Origin of the sequence: Pantoea phyllosphaerae (assembly GCF_051025595.1) — a bacterium.
Classification (GTDB): domain Bacteria; phylum Pseudomonadota; class Gammaproteobacteria; order Enterobacterales; family Enterobacteriaceae; genus Pantoea.
Genome location: NZ_JBPFDE010000009.1, coordinates 187727 through 207289, shown reverse-complemented (window position 1 = coordinate 207289; position 19563 = coordinate 187727). Strand labels below are relative to the sequence as shown.

Below are 19563 nucleotides of genomic sequence, written 5' to 3'. Positions count from 1 at the left end.
GCGCTCTTAGCTCAGTTGGTTAGAGCACCACCTTGACATGGTGGGGGTCGATGGTTCGAGTCCATTAGAGCGCACCACTCTTGCTGTTTTCCTTCCTTGCGCAACATCGCTTTTTATTGATCTCCGTCGTTTCCTTCTCTGCTTTTTAATTGGTTTTCGGATACTTAGCGTCTATACTATCCCGCGTTGTTCCACTTGAAAGGTTTCAGCGCGGCGTGCCTATGGCGATAACTCAAACTCTTTGCGCAACACGCTATTGTCGGTTTCCAGACGTAACCGCACAACTTCCCTGCACGCTCAGCCTGCGTCACCTATTCTTACGTTGTACTGTCCGTTTCGTTATCAACCAGAATTCTCATTTCGGTGCGTCGTCATCGAATCCCAACCTTCGTCATCCATCACAACTTACAGATAACCTGTCATGAAAAAGACCAAGATCGTTTGTACTATCGGCCCGAAAACCGAATCAGAAGAGATGCTGACCCAGCTGCTTGAAGCCGGCATGAACGTTATGCGTCTCAACTTCTCGCACGGCGACTACGCCGAGCATGGCCAGCGCATCACCAACATGCGCGCGGTAATGCAGAAAACCGGTCGTCAGGCTGCCATTCTGCTCGATACCAAAGGTCCGGAAATCCGCACCATGAAACTGGAAGGCGGTAACGATGTTTCCCTGAAAGCGGGACAGACCTTTACCTTTACCACCGACCAGAGCGTGATCGGTAACAGCGAACGTGTTGCCGTCACCTACGCGGGCTTCACCGAAGATCTGAAAATCGGCAACACCGTGCTGGTGGACGATGGTTTGCTCGGCATGGAAGTCAAAGAAGTCACGGAAAACACCGTGGTATGCACCGTGCTGAATAATGGCGACCTCGGCGAGAACAAAGGTGTTAACCTGCCAGGCGTCTCTATTCAGCTGCCTGCGCTGGCGGAGAAGGACAAGCGTGATCTGATTTTCGGCTGCGAGCAAGGCGTCGACTTTGTGGCGGCTTCCTTTATTCGCAAGCGCTCCGACGTGCTGGAGATCCGCGAACATCTGAAAGCCCACGGCGGCGAGCATATCCAGATCATCTCCAAAATTGAAAACCAGGAAGGCCTGAACAACTTCGACGAAATCCTCGATGCTTCTGACGGCATCATGGTGGCGCGCGGCGATCTGGGTGTAGAAATCCCGGTGGAAGAAGTGATTTTCGCGCAGAAGATGATGATCAAGAAGTGCAACAAGGCGCGCAAGGTCGTGATCACCGCGACCCAGATGCTCGACTCAATGATCAAGAATCCGCGCCCTACTCGCGCGGAAGCGGGCGACGTAGCCAACGCCATCCTCGACGGCACCGATGCGGTTATGCTTTCCGGTGAGAGCGCTAAGGGCAAATATCCGCTGGAGTCAGTGACCATTATGGCCACCATCTGCGAGCGTACCGACCGCGTGATGAAGTCGCGCATCGACGCGCTGGAAGACTCCCGTAAGCTGCGCATCACAGAAGCCGTCTGCCGCGGCGCGGTGGAAACCGCCGAGAAACTGGAAGCGCCGCTGATTGTGGTCGCTACCGAAGGCGGCAAGTCTGCCAAATCGGTGCGCAAATACTTCCCGGACGCCACTATCCTTGCACTGACCACCAATGAGACTACCGCTCGCCAGCTGATTCTGAGCAAAGGTATCGAAACGCGTCTGGTCACCGAGATCGCTTCTACCGACGATTTCTATCGCATCGGCAAAGAAGCGGCGCTGGAAAGCGGCTATGCGCAAAAAGGCGACGTGGTGGTGATGGTATCGGGCGCATTAGTACCAAGCGGTACCACAAATACCGCCTCAGTACACGTCATTTAATTTGTCTGAGCATTTATTTAAAAGCGCCTTCAGGGGCGCTTTTTTTATTCTGTCACTAATACAAAAACGGGAAATTTCCAATCGATAATAACTATTCAATATCCTCCGAAATTAAGGTTAATCCGATTAAATCTCTCTGTTTTCGCTAAATATTTTTATCATATGCGGTTGAGCGCTGCTTCTTTGAGCGAACGAGCAAGTTTAAGCATCTTCTCATCAAAAATTTATTCTCAACTTAAAAAGCTTTGTGTAATACTTGTAACGCTACATGGAGATTAACTCAATCTAGAGGGTATAAATAATGAATCGTACTAAACTGGTACTGGGCGCGGTAATCCTGGGTTCAACTCTGCTGGCTGGTTGCTCAAGCAACGCTAAAATCGACCAGCTGTCTTCAGACGTTCAGACTCTGAACGCTAAAGTTGACCAGCTGAGCAACGACGTGAACGCAATCCGTTCTGACGTGCAGGCTGCTAAAGATGACGCAGCTCGTGCTAACCAGCGTCTGGACAACCAGGCTCACTCTTACCGTAAGTAAGAGTTCTGGTATTAAAAATGGCGCCCATGTGGCGCCATTTTTTTTGCCCTGGTTTTGCCGCCTGGGTACGGCGGCGATTATCAGGTTCAGGGCGTCGCCTGCGCGCTCTGCGTCTGTTCTGACGCCGCCTCAGATGGCTTTGTCACTGCCTCCCCGCTCGACACCAGCACCGGCATGCCGGAACGACGCTCCAGCGCCGCTTTGATCAGCGCGCTGTCGCTCTGTGGACTCTTGATAAACTTCTTCATCGCTGGGCTGAGCGATATCGGCATGGTTTGTGGGTCATCTTTATCGCTGTGTGACAGCGGCTGATGCACTTCGATATAGCGCTTGCCATCCGGCTCAACGGCATACTTCACCGGCTGGTTAATCACCTGCACGCGCGTGCCTTTCGGCACGCTGTTGAACAGCGCTTCGATATCCTGCGGACGCAGACGTATGCAGCCGGAGCTGACGCGCATACCGATGCCGAAATCGGCGTTAGTGCCGTGGATCAGATAGTTGCCGCTGCCGCGCGCCAGACGCAGCGCAAAGAGCCCCATCGGGTTTTCCGGGCCAGCAGGCACCACCGCTGGCAGCGTGATGCCATCTTTAGCGTAGCGCTTGCGGATATTGACGGTTGGCGTCCAGGTTGGATTCGGTATCTTCTGGCTGATGCTGGTCACCATCACCGGCGTCGCGGCGCCAAGCTGGCCGATACCGATGGGATAGACGATAACGCTGTCTTCGCCTTTGGGGTAGTAGTAGAGGCGCAGTTCGGCCAGGTTCACCACAATCCCTTCGCGCGGCGTATCCGGCAGCAGCATCTGCTGCGGCACCACCAATTGCGTGCCCGCCTTCGGCAGCCAGGGATCGGTGCCTGGATTCGCCTCCAGCATGCTCAGCAGACCAATCTGGTACTTCGCCGCAATCGCTTCAAGAGGACGTTTGTCGTCGGGAACGGTGGTTAGCTGATTTTCGCCGATAAGGCGGCTGTCGGCGGCAGGAAGCGGGTATTCCGTGGAGAAAGCCGGCGCGGCAAGTCCAACGCTTAGCAGCAGCGCACCGGCGAAACGTAAGGCTGATTTCATGCAATCTTCTCTTTCAGATAAAAAAACAGACGCCTGTTGGCGTCTGCTAGTTTAACTCAGAGGAGATTTTGAGCGTTATGGCGAATTGCCCGAATCATCGCCTCCAGGCCCTGCGACCGGGACGGCGTCAGATGCTGGGTTAATGCCAGCTCGGCGAACCAGTGCCGCACGTCCAGCGCGACGATATCGGCTGCCGTCAGGTTCTGGTACAGACTAAACACCACTGCAATCAAGCCCTTAACGATAGCCGCGTCGCTGTCCCCTTCAAACGCCAGGGTGCCGTCACTCTGCGGCGTCATCTTGATCCAGACCTGGCTCTGGCAGCCGGAGATGACATTTTCTGGCTGATGCAGGCTTTCAGATGATTCTGGAAGTTTTGCGCCCAGCTCAATGATGTAAAGGTACTTCTCTTCCCAGTTGGCACAACGGTTAAAGTTGCGCACCAGTTTCTCTTTATCTGGCAACGTGGCCATGAATAACTCCTGAACTCGGCTCAACCGCCCAGCAAACGATGAATACGGGTTAACCCCGCCGCCAGGCGATCGGCCTCTTCTTCGCTGTTGTAGAAGGCGAACGAAGCGCGACACATCGCCGGCACGGCGAAATGGCGCATCAGCGGCATGGCGCAGTGGTGGCCGGTACGGATGGCGATACCGTATTGATCCAGGAAGCTGCCGACGTCGTAGGCGTGATGCTTGCCCAGGTTGAACGCGATGACGCCTGCGCGCGCCTGCGGGCCATAAATCACCAGATCGGGCACCGAGGCGAGCTTGTCGAGCGCGTAGCGCATCAGCGTCTGTTCACGCTGCTGAATGGCCTCAAGACCGATCTCTTCGACATAACGCAGCGCCGCGCCGAAGCCGATAATGCCGCCGGTATTGGGCGTGCCCGCTTCGAAACGCCAGGGGGCCTTGTTCCAGGTAGTGCCGACAGGCAGTACCACCTGATCGATCATCGAACCGCCGCCTTCCCAGGGCGGCATCTCATCAAGCAGCGCTTTGCGCCCGTAGAGAATGCCGACGCCGTTAGGGCCGTAAATTTTGTGGCTGGAGAAGACGTAGAAATCGCAGTCGATATCCTGCACGTCGACCTTGCCATGCATGACGGCCTGCGCGCCGTCTACCAGCGTCACCAGGCCGGCGGCCTTCGCCTGCTCCACCAGTGCTTTAACCGGGTTAACGGTGCCGAGCACGTTGGAGACATGCGTCACCGCCAGCAGGCGCGTACGGCTGTCAATCAGCCCTGCCAGCGCGTCGATGGCCAGCTCGCCGCTGCTGTTCAGCGGCAGCACGCGGATCTCTGCGCCGGTGCGCTGCGCCACCATCTGCCACGGCACGATATTGGCGTGGTGCTCCATCTCGGTAATGATCAGGTTATCGCCAGCCTGCAGCTGGCTTGCGCCCCAGCTGTTTGCCACCAGGTTGATGCCCTCGGTGGTGCCTTTGACAAACACAATCTCTTCCGGCGAGGAGGCGTTAAGAAAACGCGCCGCCTGCAGGCGGACGTTTTCCATATCGGTGGTCGCCTGCGCGCTCAGGCTGTGAATCCCACGATGTACCGCCGCATAGCCATACTGATAAAAATGGCTTTCGGCGTTAATCACCGCCAGCGGACGCTGGGCGCTGGCCGCGCTGTCAAGGTAGGCCAGCGGATGACCGTTGACCTCACGCTTCAGGATCGGGAAGTCGGCCCTGATACGTTCGAGATCGAAGTTCATCATGAGGCATCTCCAGGGAAACGCGCCGCGATGCGTTGCAGAACCGCCTGACGCAGCGTCTCATCATCCAGCGCTTCGGTCAGTTCGGCCGCAAAAGCGTGAATAATCATCTGCTGCGCCGCCTCTTCTGCAATGCCGCGCGAACGCAGGTAGAACATCTGCTCATCATCAATGCGGCCGATGGTCGCGCCGTGGCTGCACTTCACGTCGTCCGCATAGATTTCCAGCTGCGGCTTGGTGTCCACTTCCGCCAGACGACCCAGCAACAGGTTGTTGTTGGTCATCTGCCCGTCGGTTTTCAGCGCGTGCTGCGCCACTTTGATGTGGCCGTTAAACACCGCGCGGCCTTTGTCGCGCGAGATGGTTTTATGCAGCTGACGGCTCAGGCAGTGGCCTTTGTTATGCTCCAGATAGCTGCGGGTATCCGCCACTTCCGAATTCATCGGCAGCACCAGGCTGTTCAGCGACAGCTGGGTGTTCTCGCCGTTGAGCTGCACGCTGGTGTTGTGACGAGAGAGGCCCGCACCCAGCAGGAAGCTGGTGCTGCTCACCTGCGCATCGCGACCGATAACGATATCGTTATGGGCAAAGTGGTAGCTGCTGCTCTCTTCAAACGCCAGCTTGATATGTTTCAGCTGGGCATTGTCGCCGACGGCAAAGGTAAAGCGCGCGCCGGTAAAGTGCTGCGCGCCGTCCAGCGTGACATAATGCTCGATAACCTGCGCCTGTGCGCTCTCTTCCAGCTCGCAATGGTGGCGATGATGCACGGTGTTAAGCGCATCGGCCTGGCCGCTGGTGATATGCAGCAGGTAGAGCGGACGCGCCGCCGCCTTGCCGCGCGCCAGGCGAATCGAGGTGACCTCTTCCGCCAGGCTTTCGGTGAGATGCAAAAAGACTTCCGGCTGCACCGGCGCCGGCAGCGGACGACGCTCGGCGGCGCGGCTGTGCTGAACGGTAAAGCCTTCCGTATCGGCCGCGCTCAGCGACGGCTGAAACTGACCGTCAACAAACACCAGACGGATCGCGTCCAGCGGCAGCGCCAGCGCGTCGACCTGCGCCTGGCTCAGGCTTTTTGCCTGTGGCAGCGCAAACTGGTGGGCCAGCAGCCCATCCAGCGCGGTGTATTTCCAGTTTTCATGCTTACGCGTCGGCAGGCCGACGCGCATCAGCTGCTGCCAGTGCTGCTGAGCCTGCAGAGAGCGTGACTCGCCGCGCGATTCAAACAGGTGGTGCCACTGCTGCAGGGCGTTATCACTCTTCGTCGGTAAGCCAGCCATAGCCTTGCTCCTCCAGCTGTTTCACCAGCGTAAAGTCGCCCGATTTGACGATCTTACCTTTGTACAGCACGTGCACGAAGTCTGGCTTGATATAGTCCAGGATACGCTGATAGTGGGTCACGATGATAAAGGCGCGCTTCTCGTCACGCAGGCTGTTGACGCCTTCCGCAACGATCTTCAGCGCATCGATATCCAGACCGGAATCGGTTTCATCAAGGATGCACAGCTCTGGCTCCAGCGCCGCCATCTGCAGAATATCGTTGCGTTTCTTTTCGCCGCCGGAGAAGCCGACGTTGACCGAGCGGGTCAGCAGATCTTCCGGCATCTTCAGCAGATGGATCTTGTCTTCGATAAAGTCCTGAAAGTCAAAGCGATCCAGCTCTTCTTTGCCGCGATATTTACGCACCGCGTTGACCGCGGTCTGCAGGAAGAACTGGTTGCTGACGCCCGGGATCTCGACCGGATACTGAAACGCCATAAAGATGCCTTCGCCCGCGCGGTCTTCCGGGTCAAGCTCCAGCAGATCTTTGCCTTTAAAGCTCACGGAACCGCCGGTGATTTCGTAATCTTCACGGCCAGCCAGCGTGGCAGAGAGTGTGCTTTTGCCTGAGCCGTTCGGGCCCATAATGGCGTGCACTTCGCCCGGTTTCACTTCGAGGTTAAGACCGCGCAGAATCTCTTTGTCTTCAACGCTAACCTGTAAATCTTTAATGCTTAACATACTTATTCCTTCACATTGCTTCCGGCAACGCGTGTGACGGCATCAGCCCACACTGTGCTCAAGGCTGATGGCTAACAGTTTTTGCGCTTCCACGGCAAATTCCAGTGGCAGCTCAGAGAAAACGTCTTTACAGAAGCCGTTAACGATCATGGAGATCGCATCTTCTTCGCTGATACCGCGCTGGAGGCAGTAAAACAGCTGATCTTCGCCGATGCGTGAGGTGGTCGCCTCATGCTCCAGCTGAGCGGTGTTGTTGCGGGTCTCGACATACGGGAAGGTATGCGCGCCGCAATCGGGGCCGATCAGCATTGAGTCGCACTGGGTAAAGTTACGCGCGTTGGTCGCGGTCGGCATGATTTTCACCAGGCCGCGATAGGTGTTCTGGCTCTTACCGGCCGAGATACCTTTGGAGATGATGGTCGATTTGGTGTTTTTACCAATGTGGATCATCTTGGTGCCGGTATCTGCCTGCTGACGGCCGCTGGTCAGCGCTACCGAGTAGAACTCGCCGATAGAGTTATCGCCGCGCAGGATGCAGCTCGGGTATTTCCAGGTGATGGCGGAGCCGGTCTCGGACTGCGTCCAGGACATTTTGCTGTTCTCGCCTTCGCACAGCGCGCGCTTGGTGACGAAGTTGAGAATGCCGCCTTCGCCTTCGCCGCCTGGGAACCAGTTCTGCACGGTGGAGTACTTCACTTCCGCGTTTTTATGAATAATGACTTCCACCACCGCCGCATGCAGCTGATAAGTGTCGCGCACCGGCGCGGAACAGCCTTCGATGTAGCTGACGTAGCTCTCTTCGTCAGCAATCAGAATGGTGCGTTCGAACTGTCCGGTTTTCGCCGCGTTGATACGGAAATAGGTCGACAGCTCCATCGGGCAGCGAACCCCTTTCGGGATATAGACGAAGGTGCCGTCGGAAGCGACCGCGGAGTTCAGCGCCGCAAAGAAGTTGTCGTTCGCCGGCACGACGGTGCCGAGATACTTCTGCACCAGCTCAGGGTGTTCCTGAATCGCTTCGCCAAACGAGCAGAAAATAATGCCCTGCTCCGCCAGCTTGCCGCGATAGGTGGTGGCGACTGAAACGGAGTCGAAAATGGCATCGACCGCCACTTCGCGTCCTTCGCGCACCGGCACGCCCAGCTGATCGAACGCCTTCTCAACTTCCTGCGTCAGGTAGGTGTTGGTCTCTTCGATGCCTGACGACTGCAGCGCGCCCGGCTCAGAGGCGCAGCTGTCGTCGCAGTTGCCGCATGACGGCGCCGAATAGTAGCTGTAATCCTGATAATCCAGTTTGTCGTAATGCGCTTTCAGCCAGTGCGGCTCTTCCATTTCAAGCCAGGCGCGAAAGGCTTTAAGACGAAACTCCAGCATCCACTCTGGCTCGTTACGTTTAGCCGAGATCGCGCGCACCACATCTTCGTTGATGCCGTGCGCCATTTCGTCGGTTTGCAACTGGGTAAAGAAGCCCTCTTTGTAATTGAGCTTGCCTTCCCACATTTGTACATCGTCAGATGTTTCGCTGTGTCGTGACATATTTCACTTACTCGACGCCAAAGCTTTCACCGCACCCGCAGGCGTGTTGAGCTTTAGGGTTATTGAATTTAAAAATCTGGTTCAGGCCTTCGCGGACATAATCCACTTCCGTACCGTCGATAAACGGCATCGCCTGAAGCGGCACGTAAAGCGTTGCGCCGTTATGGGTAAACTGCAGGTCGTCGTCGGCAGGCGTTTTCACCAGATCCATAACGTAACCAAAACCGGCACAGCCGGATTGCTTCACGCCCAGATGCAGACCTTTTACTTCAGGATCTTGCGCTACCAGGCTAAGAATTTGCTTTGCCGCGGAATCAGTCAGCGTGACCCCTTTCCAGACGAAATCATCAGGAGAGAACGTTGCTGCATTTACAGATGCCATGTTGTTACCTCGTAAGTCCGGACCTTTTCAGGCTATCCCCCTATGGTAAGGATCTGGGCGATCACTTCAACCTCTTGTTTTGCAGGGATAATCATCTTGTGCTCTTTTTAATCGCTGCTTTCTTAAGCATAGCTGCTTCACAGCCCTTTGCGGCGAGCGCGAGCGCGCCAAAATCTATGACCTAACCTGTTAAAAATACGTAAAATTTTTTTCGGCCAGTTATTAATAATTTCTTATTGATAGGTTACGCCTTTATCGCATGTGCAGAAATTGTTCTTGCCGATTTTATTAACAGGCTAAGTAAATCGTGAAAATTTTCGCACGGCGCAATTGCAATCCGCATCCAGTTGAATATGATAATTATTATCATTCAATATTTGAGGTGGCGCCCATGACGCTCTCAGTCTCTGCCTGGCTACAACGCAAAATCGACGATTACAGGTTTTCCGTACGCGATATCACCGTTGACTTCTACCTGGCGCAGGCAAAACTGAACCGGGCCGACGCGACTATTCATCAGCTGCGCCAGTTCAACGACACCTGTCTGGATATGGCTGAAATCTGCCAAATCAACGGGGACGATCACAGTTATCTGCACGCCATGGGCAAACTGCATCATCGGCTGGTGCAGGAAATGGGCAACAGCGAGCGCGACAGGCTGTTCCGCATCCAGGCTTATCAACTGGCGCGCCTTTCACTCACTCAACTGTGTCATCAGCTGACGCTGGCTGGAGAGTGGGACAAAGCCACCGCGCTGCAAAGCGACTTTGTACGCCATGCGGGCTGGATATTCTAATCCAGCCGCCTCGTGACGTCGCGCACAATTTCATTACATCAGGGTTAATAGCGCCTGAAGTGGATGACGCATGCCATTGCCTTCCAGCCGCTTAACCTGGCTGCGGCAGGAGAATCCGGTCGCCAGGCAGCGCTGACGCGGCAGTTTCTGCAGCTGCGGATGCCACGACAGCCCATAGATCCCCAGCGAGTTATCAAGATTCTTGCTTTCATGGCCGTAGGTGCCCGCCATGCCGCAGCAGCCGACATTAACACTCTCCAGCCGCGCGCCGAAGCGCGCGAAAATATCCTGCCACTGGTTTGGCGTGTTGGGCAACGCCGTCACTTCGGTACAGTGCGCGAACAGATACCAGCTCTCCCCGCTGCCCGGCATCGCTTCGCGCGTGCTGACCACTTCGCGCAGCCACTCATGCACCAGCTGAACGTGAAAGTCGCCGCGCTTGTCGCCGAGCGTCTGCCTGTATTCATCGCGATAGCAGAGCACCGTTGCCGGATCGACACCGACCATCGGCATACCGAGCCTGGCGACCCGATTAAGGAAATCAGCGGTTTTGCCAGCGGTGCGCGCAAAGCGCTGCAGAAAGCCTTTAACGTGCTGCGCCTTGCCGTTCGGCATAAAGGGCAGCAGCACCGGCCGCAGACCCAGCTTTTCGATCAGGCGAATAAAGTCAGCAATCAGCTGCGCCTCGTAGAAGCTGGTAAAGGGGTCCTGCACCACCAGCACCGTTTCGGCGCGCTGTTCGGGGCTTAGCGCCTCAAGTTTCTCCAGCGTCATGCCCATTGCCGGATGGCCGCTCAGCTCCTGCTTCAGCGAAGGGGACGACAGCAGTGGCAGATCGACCATACCGATATGGGTTTTGCTTAGCTCGCGCACCCAAGGCTGGCGCAGAAAGAAGTTGAACGCCCTGGGCGCTTTTGCCATCAGCGGCGCATAGCCCTCGACCGCCGCTACCAGATGGTCGCTCAACGGACGCAGATAGCGCGTATGGTAGAGCTGCAAAAAGCGGGCGCGAAAATCGGGCACGTCAATTTTGATCGGGCACTGGGTCGAGCAGGCTTTACAGGCGAGACAGCCGGACATCGCCTCATGCACCTCGTGGGAGAAATCATATTCGCCTTTGCTGGCGTGCCAGCTGTTGCGCACGCGGCCAATCAGGGCGCGCAGCGACAGGCTGTTTTCCGGCAGCTGCTTTTCAAGCTGCTGCGGATCGACCCCCTGCTCCGCCAGCAGGCGCAGCCATTCGCGCGTGAGGGTGGCGCGTCCTTTCGGCGAATGGATGCGGTTACGGGTAATCTTCATGGAGGGACACATTGGGCTGCGCGCATCGAAATTGAAGCAGAGGCCGTTGCCGTTGCACTCCATCGCGCCGCGCCACTCGCTGCGTACCGATAGCGGAATCTGGCGGTCATAGCGGCCGCGCGTCGTCGCGTCGACCTGCATCATCGGCTCGTTGCTGTCGATGGGGGTACAGATCTTGCCGGGATTCATACGGTTGTCAGGATCGAACGCCGCCTTGATGCGCCGCAGCTCGTTGAACAGCGTTTCGCCGAAGAATGCCGGGCTGTACTGGGCGCGAAAGCCTTTGCCGTGTTCGCCCCAGAGCAGTCCGCCGTAGCGCGCGGTCAGCGCTACCACCTCATCCGACAAGGTTTTCATCAGCATCTCCTGCTGCGGATCGCACATGTCCAGCGCTGGACGCACGTGCAGCACCCCCGCGTCAACGTGGCCAAACATGCCGTAGCTCAGACCATGGCTGTCGAGCAGCGCGCGAAACTCGACGATATAGTCGGCAAGGTGCTCTGGCGGCACCGCGGTATCCTCGACAAAGGGGATTGGCTTGGCGCGCCCTTTGGCGTTGCCCAGCAGGCCGACCGCCTTTTTCCGCATATTATAGATGCGCTCAATGCCGACGAGGTCCTCACAGAGCTGATAGCCGATTACGCCACCCTGTCGCTGCGCCATCAGGCTCTCCAGCCGCGCACAGAGCGAGGCGACCTGCTGCTCGATCAGCGCGCCGTCGTCCCCGGCGAATTCAACGATATTGAGGCCGAGCATCTCTTTGTCCGGCACGTCGGTAATCAGCTCGCGCACCGAATGCCAGACGATATCTTCCCGCGCCAGGTTAAGGACTTTGGAATCCACCGTTTCAACCGACAGCGCTTTCGCCTCGACCATAAAGGGCGCGTTGCGCAGTGCGGAGTCGAAAGAGTCATATTTGATGTTCACCAGCCGACGCACTTTGGGGACAGGCGTGATATTGAGCCGCGCCTCGGTGATAAAGGCCAGCGTCCCCTCCGCGCCGCACAGCAGGCGCGTCAGATCGAAGGTCTGCATATCATCGCTGAAGACGTGACGCAGATCGTAGCCGGTGAGGAAGCGGTTTAGCTTCGGAAATTTTTCCAGAATCAGCGCACGCTGCTCGCGGCATCGCGTCAGCACCTGCTGATAGATGCGCCCTTCCGGCGTCGCGGTCTGCGCCAGCGTCTCCGCCAGCGCGGCGGCCATTGGCCGGGTATCAAGAATATCGCCGCCGAGCAGCACCGCGCGCAGTCCCAGCACATGATCGGAGGTTTTACCGTAGACCAGCGAGCCCTGGCCAGAGGCGTCGGTATTGATCATCCCGCCCAGCGTCGCACGGTTGCTGGTGGAGAGCTCCGGCGAGAAGAAAAAGCCATAGGGCTTAAGCCAGGCGTTAAGCTGGTCTTTGACCACGCCCGCCTCGACGCGCACCCAACCCTGTTCGAGGTTAATCTCCAGGATGCGGTTCATATGGCGTGACATGTCCACTACGATGCCCTGATTCAGCGACTGGCCGTTGGTGCCGGTTCCGCCGCCGCGCGGCGTGAAGATCAGCTCGTTAAAGCGCGCCTCGCCCGCCAGGCGCGCAATTAGCGCGACGTCGGCGGTGGAGCGCGGAAAGAGCACCGCGTCCGGCAGCAGCTGATAGATGCTGTTGTCGGTGGACATTAACAGACGGTCGGCGTAGCTGGTGGCGGTGTCGCCAGTGAAGCCCTGCGCCTTGAGCGCGTCGAGGAATGTCAGCACCCGTTGAACGAGGCCGGGCGCCTGAGAAATCTGTGGGATCATTATTGGGAGACCAGATGTTGTAAACGTTTGCGTTGCTTGTTTTGTCTGAACGTTCCGTTTTAACACATTTTTTTCGCGCTCGCTGTTTTTTCAGAAGAGGGAAAAACCGCCTCTTTCGCCTCTGTCTAAAGGGGCCAAAATAGCTCATCATTAAGCCGGGCCTGATTGCCCCCTAATGAAGGATTATTTGAGGTCGTTGTCTCTTATGAAAAACCTGCACCGCACCACGGATATGCCGCAGCGGCTCTTTACGCTGCTCTTTATCCTGCTGATGATCGTCGCCTGCATCTGGATAGTTCAGCCATTTATACTGGGTTTCGCCTGGGCGAGCATGGTGGTGATCGCCACCTGGCCGCTGATGCTGCGCGTGCAGCGTCTGCTGTGGAACCGGCGTTCGCTGGCGGTCATCGTGATGACGCTGCTGCTGTTGCTGCTGTTTATTATTCCTATCGCGCTGCTGGTCAACAGCCTTATCGACAATAGCGCGCCCGTTATCGCCTGGGCGACGCAGGGTCATATGGAGATGCCGTCGCTGCTGTGGCTGAATGATATTCCGGCCATCGGCGATAAACTCTTCTCCAGCTACCATAAGCTGGTGGCGGGCGGCGGATCCGCCATAATGGCGAAACTGCAGCCCTACGTGGGTCGCACCACCGGCTTCTTTGTCGCGCAGGCGGGCCACTTTGGCCGGCTGATGATCCATCTCGGCGTGATGCTGCTGTTCAGTGCCCTGCTGTTCTGGCGTGGCGAACAGGCGGCGCAGGGCATCCGCCACTTCGCCTTTCGTATGGCGGGCCGACGCGGCGACGCGACGGTGCTACTGGCCGGTCAGGCGATCCGCGCCGTGGCGCTCGGCGTGGTGGTAACCGCACTGGTACAGGGCGTGCTGGGCGGCATCGGCCTCGCGCTCTCCGGCATCCCCTACGCCACGCTGCTCACCGTGCTGATGATCCTCTGCTGTCTGGTGCAGATAGGGCCGCTTATCGTGCTGGTCCCCGCCATTATCTGGCTCTACTGGAGCGGCGACACCACCTGGGGCACGGTGTTGCTCATCTGGAGCTGCGTGGTCGGCACGCTGGACAACGTGCTGCGCCCGATGCTGATCCGCATGGGTGCCGATTTGCCGATGATCCTGATCCTCTCCGGCGTGATCGGCGGACTGGTCGCCTTCGGTCTGATTGGGCTCTTTATCGGTCCTGTTGTGCTGGCGGTCTCATACCGACTGGTCTCCGTCTGGATGCATGAGGCCCCGCCGCCGCCAGAAGGCGATCTCGCCAGCGTGGTCGAGATTCTGTCCGATCACGACGAAGAGCATCTGCCTTCCTGAAACCGGGCTCAGGGCGGTTAATCGCCCTGACTTATTTGCGCAACGTTAATATTTTTTTTCATTAGCAGTTTTTAAGAAAAAACGCAGTTTTCAGCCATGAGGCCGCATATCAGCGTCCAATAGTTTATTTTTCACACTGGTTTACCTCGATTTTGCTGATAAACAGGTGACAAAAGTTTACTGGCTTTAAACTAATAAGAGGATTCTTAAAGACGCAGAACCGCGCGATGAATAACATGATTCCTAAGTTTGAAATCAACCTACTGATTTTTAAACAACCTTTTTCCCCTGAGTAAAGTGAAGAATTGCTGTGTGTAGTCTTTGCCCATCCCCTGTGATGGGCTTTTTTTTGGCCCAAAGAAAGTAAAAAGGCCAGCAAAGCTGGCCTTCAGGCACTAATTTACCTCATTAATCATGCGCTTTTGCTTAACTCAGCCAGCGATATCCAGGTTTCTACCACGGTATCTGGATTAAGTGACAGGCTGTCGATCCCCTCTTCCATCAGCCAGGCCGCAAAGTCCTGATGATCGGATGGCCCCTGGCCGCAGATGCCGACATATTTGCCCTGCCTTTTCGCGGCCTGAATCGCCATCGACAGCAGCGCTTTTACCGCCTCGTTGCGCTCGTCAAACAGCGCCGACACCACGCCTGAATCGCGATCCAGCCCCAGCGCCAGCTGCGTCATATCATTCGAGCCGATTGAGAAGCCGTCGAAATGCTCAAGGAACTGATCGGCCAGCAGGGCGTTGGAAGGGATTTCGCACATCATAATGATTTTCAGGCCGTTCTCGCCGCGCTTCAGGCCCTGACGTGCCAGCTCTTCAACCACGGCCTGCGCCTGCGCCACGGTGCGCACAAAGGGCACCATGATTTCAACGTTGGTCAGCCCCATGTCGTTGCGCACGCGCTTCACCGCTTCGCACTCCAGCGCGAAGCAGTCGCGGAAGCTGTCCGCCACATAGCGTCCGGCGCCGCGGAAGCCCAGCATCGGGTTCTCCTCTTCCGGCTCGTAGCGCTCTCCGCCGACCAGATTGGCGTACTCGTTCGATTTGAAGTCCGACAGGCGCACAATCACCCGTTTTGGCGCGAAGGCGGCGCCGAGGGTGGCGATCCCTTCCGTCAGGCGTGCGATATAGAACTCGACCGGGCTGTCGAAGCCCTTCATCATGCCGCGGATCTGCTGCTGCAGTTCCGGGGTCTGCTGGTCAAACTCCAGCAGCGCTTTCGGGTGCACACCAATCATGCGGTTGATGATGAACTCCAGACGCGCGAGGCCGACGCCTTCGTTTGGCAGGCAGGCAAAATCGAATGCGCGGTCAGGGTTGCCGACGTTCATCATAATCTTCAGCGGCAGCGCCGGCATTTCGTCTACCTGCGAGCTGGTGACGTCGAAATCGATCAGATCGCTATAGACATAGCCGGTGTCGCCCTCGGCGCAGGAGACGGTCACTTTGTTGCCGTCCTGCAGGCGATCGGTGGCGTCGCCGCAGCCCACCACGGCCGGGATGCCCAGCTCGCGCGCGATAATCGCCGCGTGGCAGGTGCGTCCGCCGCGGTTAGTGACGATCGCCGAGGCTTTCTTCATGATCGGCTCCCAGTCGGGGTCGGTCATATCGGTGACCAGCACGTCGCCTTTTTCAATGCGGTTCATTTCGCTGATGTCGTGGATGACTTTGACTTCGCCCGCACCGATGCGATGGCCGATGGCGCGGCCCTCCACTACCACGCTGCCTGTGCCCTGCAGGTTATAACGCTCCATCACCTGCCCATTGGAGCGCACGGTTTCCGGACGCGCCTGTACGATAAAGAGCTTGCCGGTATGGCCATCTTTGGCCCACTCGATATCCATCGGGCGCTTGTAGTGCTGCTCGATCAGCACCGCCTGACGCGCCAGCGCCTGGACCTCCTCATCGGTCAGCGAGAAGCGGTCGCGTTCGCTTTCCGGCACGTCTTCGATACGCACCTGCTCGCCGTGCGACTGCGAATCGGCATAGACCATACGCACTTTTTTCGAGCCCATATTGCGGCGCACAATCGCCGGGCGATCGGCGGCCAGCGTCGGCTTGTGCACGTAAAACTCGTCGGGATTGACCGCGCCCTGCACCACCATTTCGCCAAGACCGAAGGCGGAAGTGATAAACACCACCTGATCGAAGCCCGATTCGGTATCGATGGTAAACATCACGCCCGAAGAGGCGAGATCGGAGCGCACCATGCGCTGAACGCCCGCCGACAGCGCGACGCCGCGATGGTCATAGCCCTGATGCACGCGGTAGGAGATGGCGCGATCGTTAAACAGCGAGGCGTAAACGTGCTTCACGGCGACGATTACCGCGTCATAGCCCTGCACGTTAAGAAAGGTTTCCTGCTGGCCGGCGAAGGAGGCGTCCGGCATATCTTCCGCCGTGGCGGAAGAGCGTACGGCGAACGATGCCTCGGCATCGTCTGCGGAGAGCTGCTCATAAGCCTCGCGAATAGCCGTTTCCAGTTCAGGCTGAAACGGGGTATCCACGACCCACTGACGGATCTGTTTGCCGGCTTTCGCCAGCTCATTGATATCGTCGATATCAGTCTTGTCCAGTAAATCGTAAATGCGCTGGTTGAGGCCGCTCTGCTCGAGGAACTGATTAAAGGCATAAGAGGTGGTCGCATAGCCGTTAGGAACGGATACGCCCAGCGACGACAAATTCGTAATCATTTCACCCAGAGAAGCATTTTTGCCTCCCACGCGATCGACATCGTGCATACCAAGCTGGTTATACCAGAGCACTAACGGCTGTTCGCCTGTAATGGACATCGAGATTATCCTTTTTAAGAATGAATGGGCACATGGAAAATTTAGCTATTCGCAAAATTAGCCTGGCACAATGCGCAATTAATGACTAAATGTTGAATCGTTAAAGCGCGCAATAAATAGCACTTTAGGAATTATTCCGATAATTACGCCAGGTTGCGCAAATTCGCTATTTCCTGCTAAGACTATGATGTTGTTTGTTTTCGCTATCTATCATTGGCTTATCCGCTCTTTTTGTTGCGCAACAATCTGCTACGTTATTTCCCTGCCGCAGGCGGTAATAGCGAGTGAAGCGAAGTTAAAACGCCATTTCATTATTTAGCAGCGTCTCATTTCGCCACCCAGGCGAGAAAAATGAAAAGTTCACATAATTCAGACATGGATTTTTTATTTTGTTTTGAGCGCTAATTAAAGCTGCTAACCTGATGCTATCTCTCTTTGCATAAGGTAAAGGCCATGAGCAGCGAAAGAAGCGTTTTCTATATTTCCGACGGCACCGCGATTACCGCAGAGGTGCTTGGCCACGCGGTGCTGTCGCAGTTTCCGGTGGGCTTCAATAGCCTGACGCTGCCGTTTGTCGAGAATGTGCAGCGCGCCCAGGCGGTGAAGGCGCAGATCAACGCGCTCTATCAGAAAAGCGGCGTGCGTCCGCTGGTGTTTTTCTCTATCGTCACGCCGGAAGTCCGCGACATCATTATGCAGAGCGAGGGCTTCTGTCAGGATATCGTGCAGGCGCTGGTGGCGCCGCTGCAGGAGGAGCTGGGCATGGCGCCCGCCCCGGTGGCGCACCGCACCCACGGTCTCGACGCCAGCAACCTCGGCAAGTACGATGCGCGCATTGCCGCCATTGACTATACCCTGGCGCACGACGACGGCATCTCACTGCGCGGGCTGGAAGATGCGCAGGTGATCCTGCTGGGCGTATCGCGCTGCGGCAAAACGCCGACCAGCCTCTACCTGGCGATGCAGTTCGGCATCCGCGCCGCCAACTACCCTTTTATCGCCGATGATATGGATAACCTTAAGCTGCCCGCGGCCCTGCGCCCCTTCCAGAACAAGCTGTTTGGCCTGACCATCGATCCCGAGCGGCTTGCCGCCATTCGCCAGGAGCGGGCGGAAAATACCCGCTACGCCTCTATGCGCCAGTGCCGGCTTGAAGTCGGCGAGGTCGAAGCGCTGTTTCGCACCCACCAGATCCGTTACCTCAACAGCACCAACTATTCGGTCGAAGAGATCGCCACTAAAATTCTCGACATCATGGGCCTCACGCGCCGCATGTACTGAGGTACCAGCGGCGGCGTTTTTGTAAAGCGCCGCTGCCGTCGCGCAAAATATCTTTTCAGTTTATAGGCTTGCATTCGCAAACTAATAATTTATTGTGATCATCATCACTTCCCGGTATGTCACCGCTGCGAAGAAAAAGCTTTCGAGACGCCCATGAACAAAACTGATGAACTGCGTACGGCACGCATCGGCAGCCTGATTACGCCTGCCGCGTTAGCCGCCGAACACCCTCTCTCCGCCGAGGTGGCGGATAACGTCACGCGCGCGCGCCAGCGCATCGCCCGTATTCTTACCGGCGAGGATCCGCGCCTGCTGGTGATTATCGGCCCCTGCTCGCTGCACGACCCGCGCGCGGCGCTCGACTACGCCCAGCGGCTGAATGCGCTGCGCGAGCGCTATGCCGACCGGCTGGAAATCGTGATGCGCACCTATTTCGAAAAACCGCGCACCGTGGTGGGCTGGAAAGGCCTGATCTCCGATCCCGACCTGGACGGCAGCTTCAACGTTAACCGCGGCATCGGCCTGGCGCGTCAGATCCTGCTCGATATCAATCGTCTGGGTTTGCCTACCGCGACAGAATTTCTCGATATGGTCACCGGCCAGTTTATCGCCGATTTAATTAGCTGGGGCGCGATTGGCGCCCGCACCACCGAGAGCCAAATTCACCGCGAGATGGCCTCTGCGCTCTCCTGCCCGGTGGGCTTCAAGAACGGCACCGACGGCAACGTGCGCATCGCGGTAGACGCGATTCGCGCCTCGCGCGCCAGCCATATGTTTTTGTCCCCCGATAAAGATGGCCAGATGACGATTTACCAGACCAGCGGCAATCCGCACGGCCATGTGATCCTGCGCGGCGGCAAAGCGCCTAACTATCACGCCGACGACGTGGCCGCCGCGGCCGCCAGCCTGCGCGAATTTAACCTGCCGGAACAGCTGGTGATCGATTTCAGCCACGGCAATTGCCTGAAGCAGCATCGTCGTCAGAAAGAGGTAGCGGCCGAGGTGGCGCAGCAGATCCGCGCTGGCTCGCGCGCGGTCGCGGGCGTCATGATCGAAAGCTTTATCGAAGAGGGAAATCAGAAGGTGGTCGCGGGCGAGCCGCTGGTTTACGGCCAGTCGATTACCGATCCCTGCCTCGGCTGGCAGGACAGCGAAGCGGTGCTGTCGCTGCTGGCCGAGGCGGTGAACAGCCGCTTCTGA

The 19563-nt window shown here is 57.2% G+C and carries 15 protein-coding genes, 1 tRNA gene and 1 other RNA gene; 8 read left to right on the top strand and 9 right to left on the bottom strand.

Translation table 11 applies throughout. From position 1 onward, the window contains the following. The 3 genes from ACR6A7_RS14075 to ACR6A7_RS14065 all read left to right on the top strand — a co-directional run bounded on the left by ACR6A7_RS14075 (position 1) and on the right by ACR6A7_RS14065 (position 2372). Positions 1–77: transfer RNA gene (locus tag ACR6A7_RS14075), tRNA-Val, on the top strand. Positions 78–421: 344 nt separating this feature from the next. After that, entirely contained in the window at positions 422–1834 is a 1413-nt protein-coding gene (gene pykF, locus ACR6A7_RS14070) for a pyruvate kinase PykF (protein WP_434125531.1), read from the top strand. A 301-nt stretch (positions 1835–2135) separates the two neighbouring features. After that, entirely contained in the window at positions 2136–2372 is a 237-nt protein-coding gene (locus ACR6A7_RS14065) for a major outer membrane lipoprotein (protein ID WP_007374746.1), read from the top strand. Positions 2373–2458: 86 nt separating this feature from the next. Here ACR6A7_RS14065 and ACR6A7_RS14060 read toward each other — a convergent pair whose 3' ends face one another. The 7 genes from ACR6A7_RS14060 to sufA are packed head-to-tail and all read right to left on the bottom strand — an operon-like array spanning position 2459 to position 9075. Continuing rightward, positions 2459–3442 (bottom strand): L,D-transpeptidase family protein, encoded by a 984-nt coding sequence (locus tag ACR6A7_RS14060; RefSeq protein WP_434125529.1) that lies wholly within the window; start codon positions 3440–3442, stop codon positions 2459–2461. Positions 3443–3498: 56 nt separating this feature from the next. Further along, on the bottom strand, positions 3499–3915 hold the full coding sequence (sufE, locus tag ACR6A7_RS14055; RefSeq protein WP_033789826.1) for a cysteine desulfuration protein SufE: 417 nt from the start codon (positions 3913–3915) through the stop codon (positions 3499–3501). A gap of 20 nt (positions 3916–3935) precedes the next feature. Then, complete coding sequence (sufS, locus tag ACR6A7_RS14050; RefSeq protein WP_434125536.1) at positions 3936–5159, bottom strand: cysteine desulfurase SufS; 1224 nt, start codon at positions 5157–5159, stop codon at positions 3936–3938. Next, entirely contained in the window at positions 5159–6436 is a 1278-nt protein-coding gene (sufD, locus tag ACR6A7_RS14045; RefSeq protein WP_434125528.1) for a Fe-S cluster assembly protein SufD, read from the bottom strand. Before sufD ends, sufS begins: the two co-directional genes overlap by 1 nt. Next, positions 6411–7157 (bottom strand): Fe-S cluster assembly ATPase SufC, encoded by a 747-nt coding sequence (gene sufC, locus ACR6A7_RS14040; protein ID WP_033789824.1) that lies wholly within the window; start codon positions 7155–7157, stop codon positions 6411–6413. The genes sufD and sufC overlap by 26 nt, the downstream gene beginning before the upstream one ends. Positions 7158–7199: 42 nt before the next feature. Then, a complete protein-coding gene (sufB, locus tag ACR6A7_RS14035) occupies positions 7200–8693 on the bottom strand; it encodes a Fe-S cluster assembly protein SufB (protein ID WP_434125526.1) in 1494 nt (497 codons plus the stop codon). A gap of 7 nt (positions 8694–8700) precedes the next feature. Continuing rightward, positions 8701–9075 (bottom strand): Fe-S cluster assembly scaffold SufA, encoded by a 375-nt coding sequence (sufA, locus tag ACR6A7_RS14030; protein WP_434125525.1) that lies wholly within the window; start codon positions 9073–9075, stop codon positions 8701–8703. Between the two features lie 391 nt (positions 9076–9466). Between sufA and ACR6A7_RS14025 the strand changes: the two genes are divergently transcribed. After that, positions 9467–9871: a hypothetical protein gene (locus ACR6A7_RS14025; protein ID WP_434125523.1), complete on the top strand. Its 405-nt coding sequence runs from the start codon at positions 9467–9469 to the stop codon at positions 9869–9871. Positions 9872–9904: 33 nt separating this feature from the next. Here the strand turns inward: ACR6A7_RS14025 and ydiJ are convergent, their stop codons facing one another. Continuing rightward, a complete protein-coding gene (gene ydiJ, locus ACR6A7_RS14020) occupies positions 9905–12958 on the bottom strand; it encodes a D-2-hydroxyglutarate dehydrogenase YdiJ (RefSeq protein ID WP_434125521.1) in 3054 nt (1017 codons plus the stop codon). 205 nt (positions 12959–13163) lie between these two features. On the opposite strand from ydiJ, the gene ydiK reads away from it, so the two are divergent. Beyond that, on the top strand, positions 13164–14285 hold the full coding sequence (ydiK, locus tag ACR6A7_RS14015; RefSeq protein ID WP_033747493.1) for an AI-2E family transporter YdiK: 1122 nt from the start codon (positions 13164–13166) through the stop codon (positions 14283–14285). Positions 14286–14529: 244 nt separating this feature from the next. Further along, positions 14530–14638, top strand: an RNA gene (rprA, locus tag ACR6A7_RS14010) — antisense sRNA RprA. A 59-nt stretch (positions 14639–14697) separates the two neighbouring features. Here the strand turns inward: rprA and ppsA are convergent. After that, the gene (gene ppsA, locus ACR6A7_RS14005; protein ID WP_434125519.1) at positions 14698–17082 is read right to left on the bottom strand and encodes a phosphoenolpyruvate synthase; all 2385 of its coding nucleotides are present in this window, start codon (positions 17080–17082) and stop codon (positions 14698–14700) included. A gap of 453 nt (positions 17083–17535) precedes the next feature. Here ppsA and ppsR point away from each other — a divergent pair, with 453 nt between their 5' ends. Continuing rightward, positions 17536–18363: a posphoenolpyruvate synthetase regulatory kinase/phosphorylase PpsR gene (gene ppsR, locus ACR6A7_RS14000; protein WP_081137326.1), complete on the top strand. Its 828-nt coding sequence runs from the start codon at positions 17536–17538 to the stop codon at positions 18361–18363. 153 nt (positions 18364–18516) lie between these two features. After that, a complete protein-coding gene (locus ACR6A7_RS13995) occupies positions 18517–19563 on the top strand; it encodes a 3-deoxy-7-phosphoheptulonate synthase (protein ID WP_434125518.1) in 1047 nt (348 codons plus the stop codon).

Bases quoted from the DNA above. Each gene is read 5' to 3' on its own strand.
- pykF (WP_434125531.1), top strand. From the start codon at position 422: ATGAAAAAGACCAAGATCGTTTGTACTATCGGCCCGAAAACCGAATCA.
- ACR6A7_RS14065 (WP_007374746.1), top strand. From the start codon at position 2,136: ATGAATCGTACTAAACTGGTACTGGGCGCGGTAATCCTGGGTTCAACT.
- ACR6A7_RS14060 (WP_434125529.1), bottom strand. From the start codon at position 3,442: ATGAAATCAGCCTTACGTTTCGCCGGTGCGCTGCTGCTAAGCGTTGGA.
- sufE (WP_033789826.1), bottom strand. From the start codon at position 3,915: ATGGCCACGTTGCCAGATAAAGAGAAACTGGTGCGCAACTTTAACCGT.
- sufS (WP_434125536.1), bottom strand. From the start codon at position 5,159: ATGAACTTCGATCTCGAACGTATCAGGGCCGACTTCCCGATCCTGAAG.
- sufD (WP_434125528.1), bottom strand. From the start codon at position 6,436: ATGGCTGGCTTACCGACGAAGAGTGATAACGCCCTGCAGCAGTGGCAC.
- sufC (WP_033789824.1), bottom strand. From the start codon at position 7,157: ATGTTAAGCATTAAAGATTTACAGGTTAGCGTTGAAGACAAAGAGATT.
- sufB (WP_434125526.1), bottom strand. From the start codon at position 8,693: ATGTCACGACACAGCGAAACATCTGACGATGTACAAATGTGGGAAGGC.
- sufA (WP_434125525.1), bottom strand. From the start codon at position 9,075: ATGGCATCTGTAAATGCAGCAACGTTCTCTCCTGATGATTTCGTCTGG.
- ACR6A7_RS14025 (WP_434125523.1), top strand. From the start codon at position 9,467: ATGACGCTCTCAGTCTCTGCCTGGCTACAACGCAAAATCGACGATTAC.
- ydiJ (WP_434125521.1), bottom strand. From the start codon at position 12,958: ATGATCCCACAGATTTCTCAGGCGCCCGGCCTCGTTCAACGGGTGCTG.
- ydiK (WP_033747493.1), top strand. From the start codon at position 13,164: ATGAAAAACCTGCACCGCACCACGGATATGCCGCAGCGGCTCTTTACG.
- ppsA (WP_434125519.1), bottom strand. From the start codon at position 17,082: ATGTCCATTACAGGCGAACAGCCGTTAGTGCTCTGGTATAACCAGCTT.
- ppsR (WP_081137326.1), top strand. From the start codon at position 17,536: ATGAGCAGCGAAAGAAGCGTTTTCTATATTTCCGACGGCACCGCGATT.
- ACR6A7_RS13995 (WP_434125518.1), top strand. From the start codon at position 18,517: ATGAACAAAACTGATGAACTGCGTACGGCACGCATCGGCAGCCTGATT.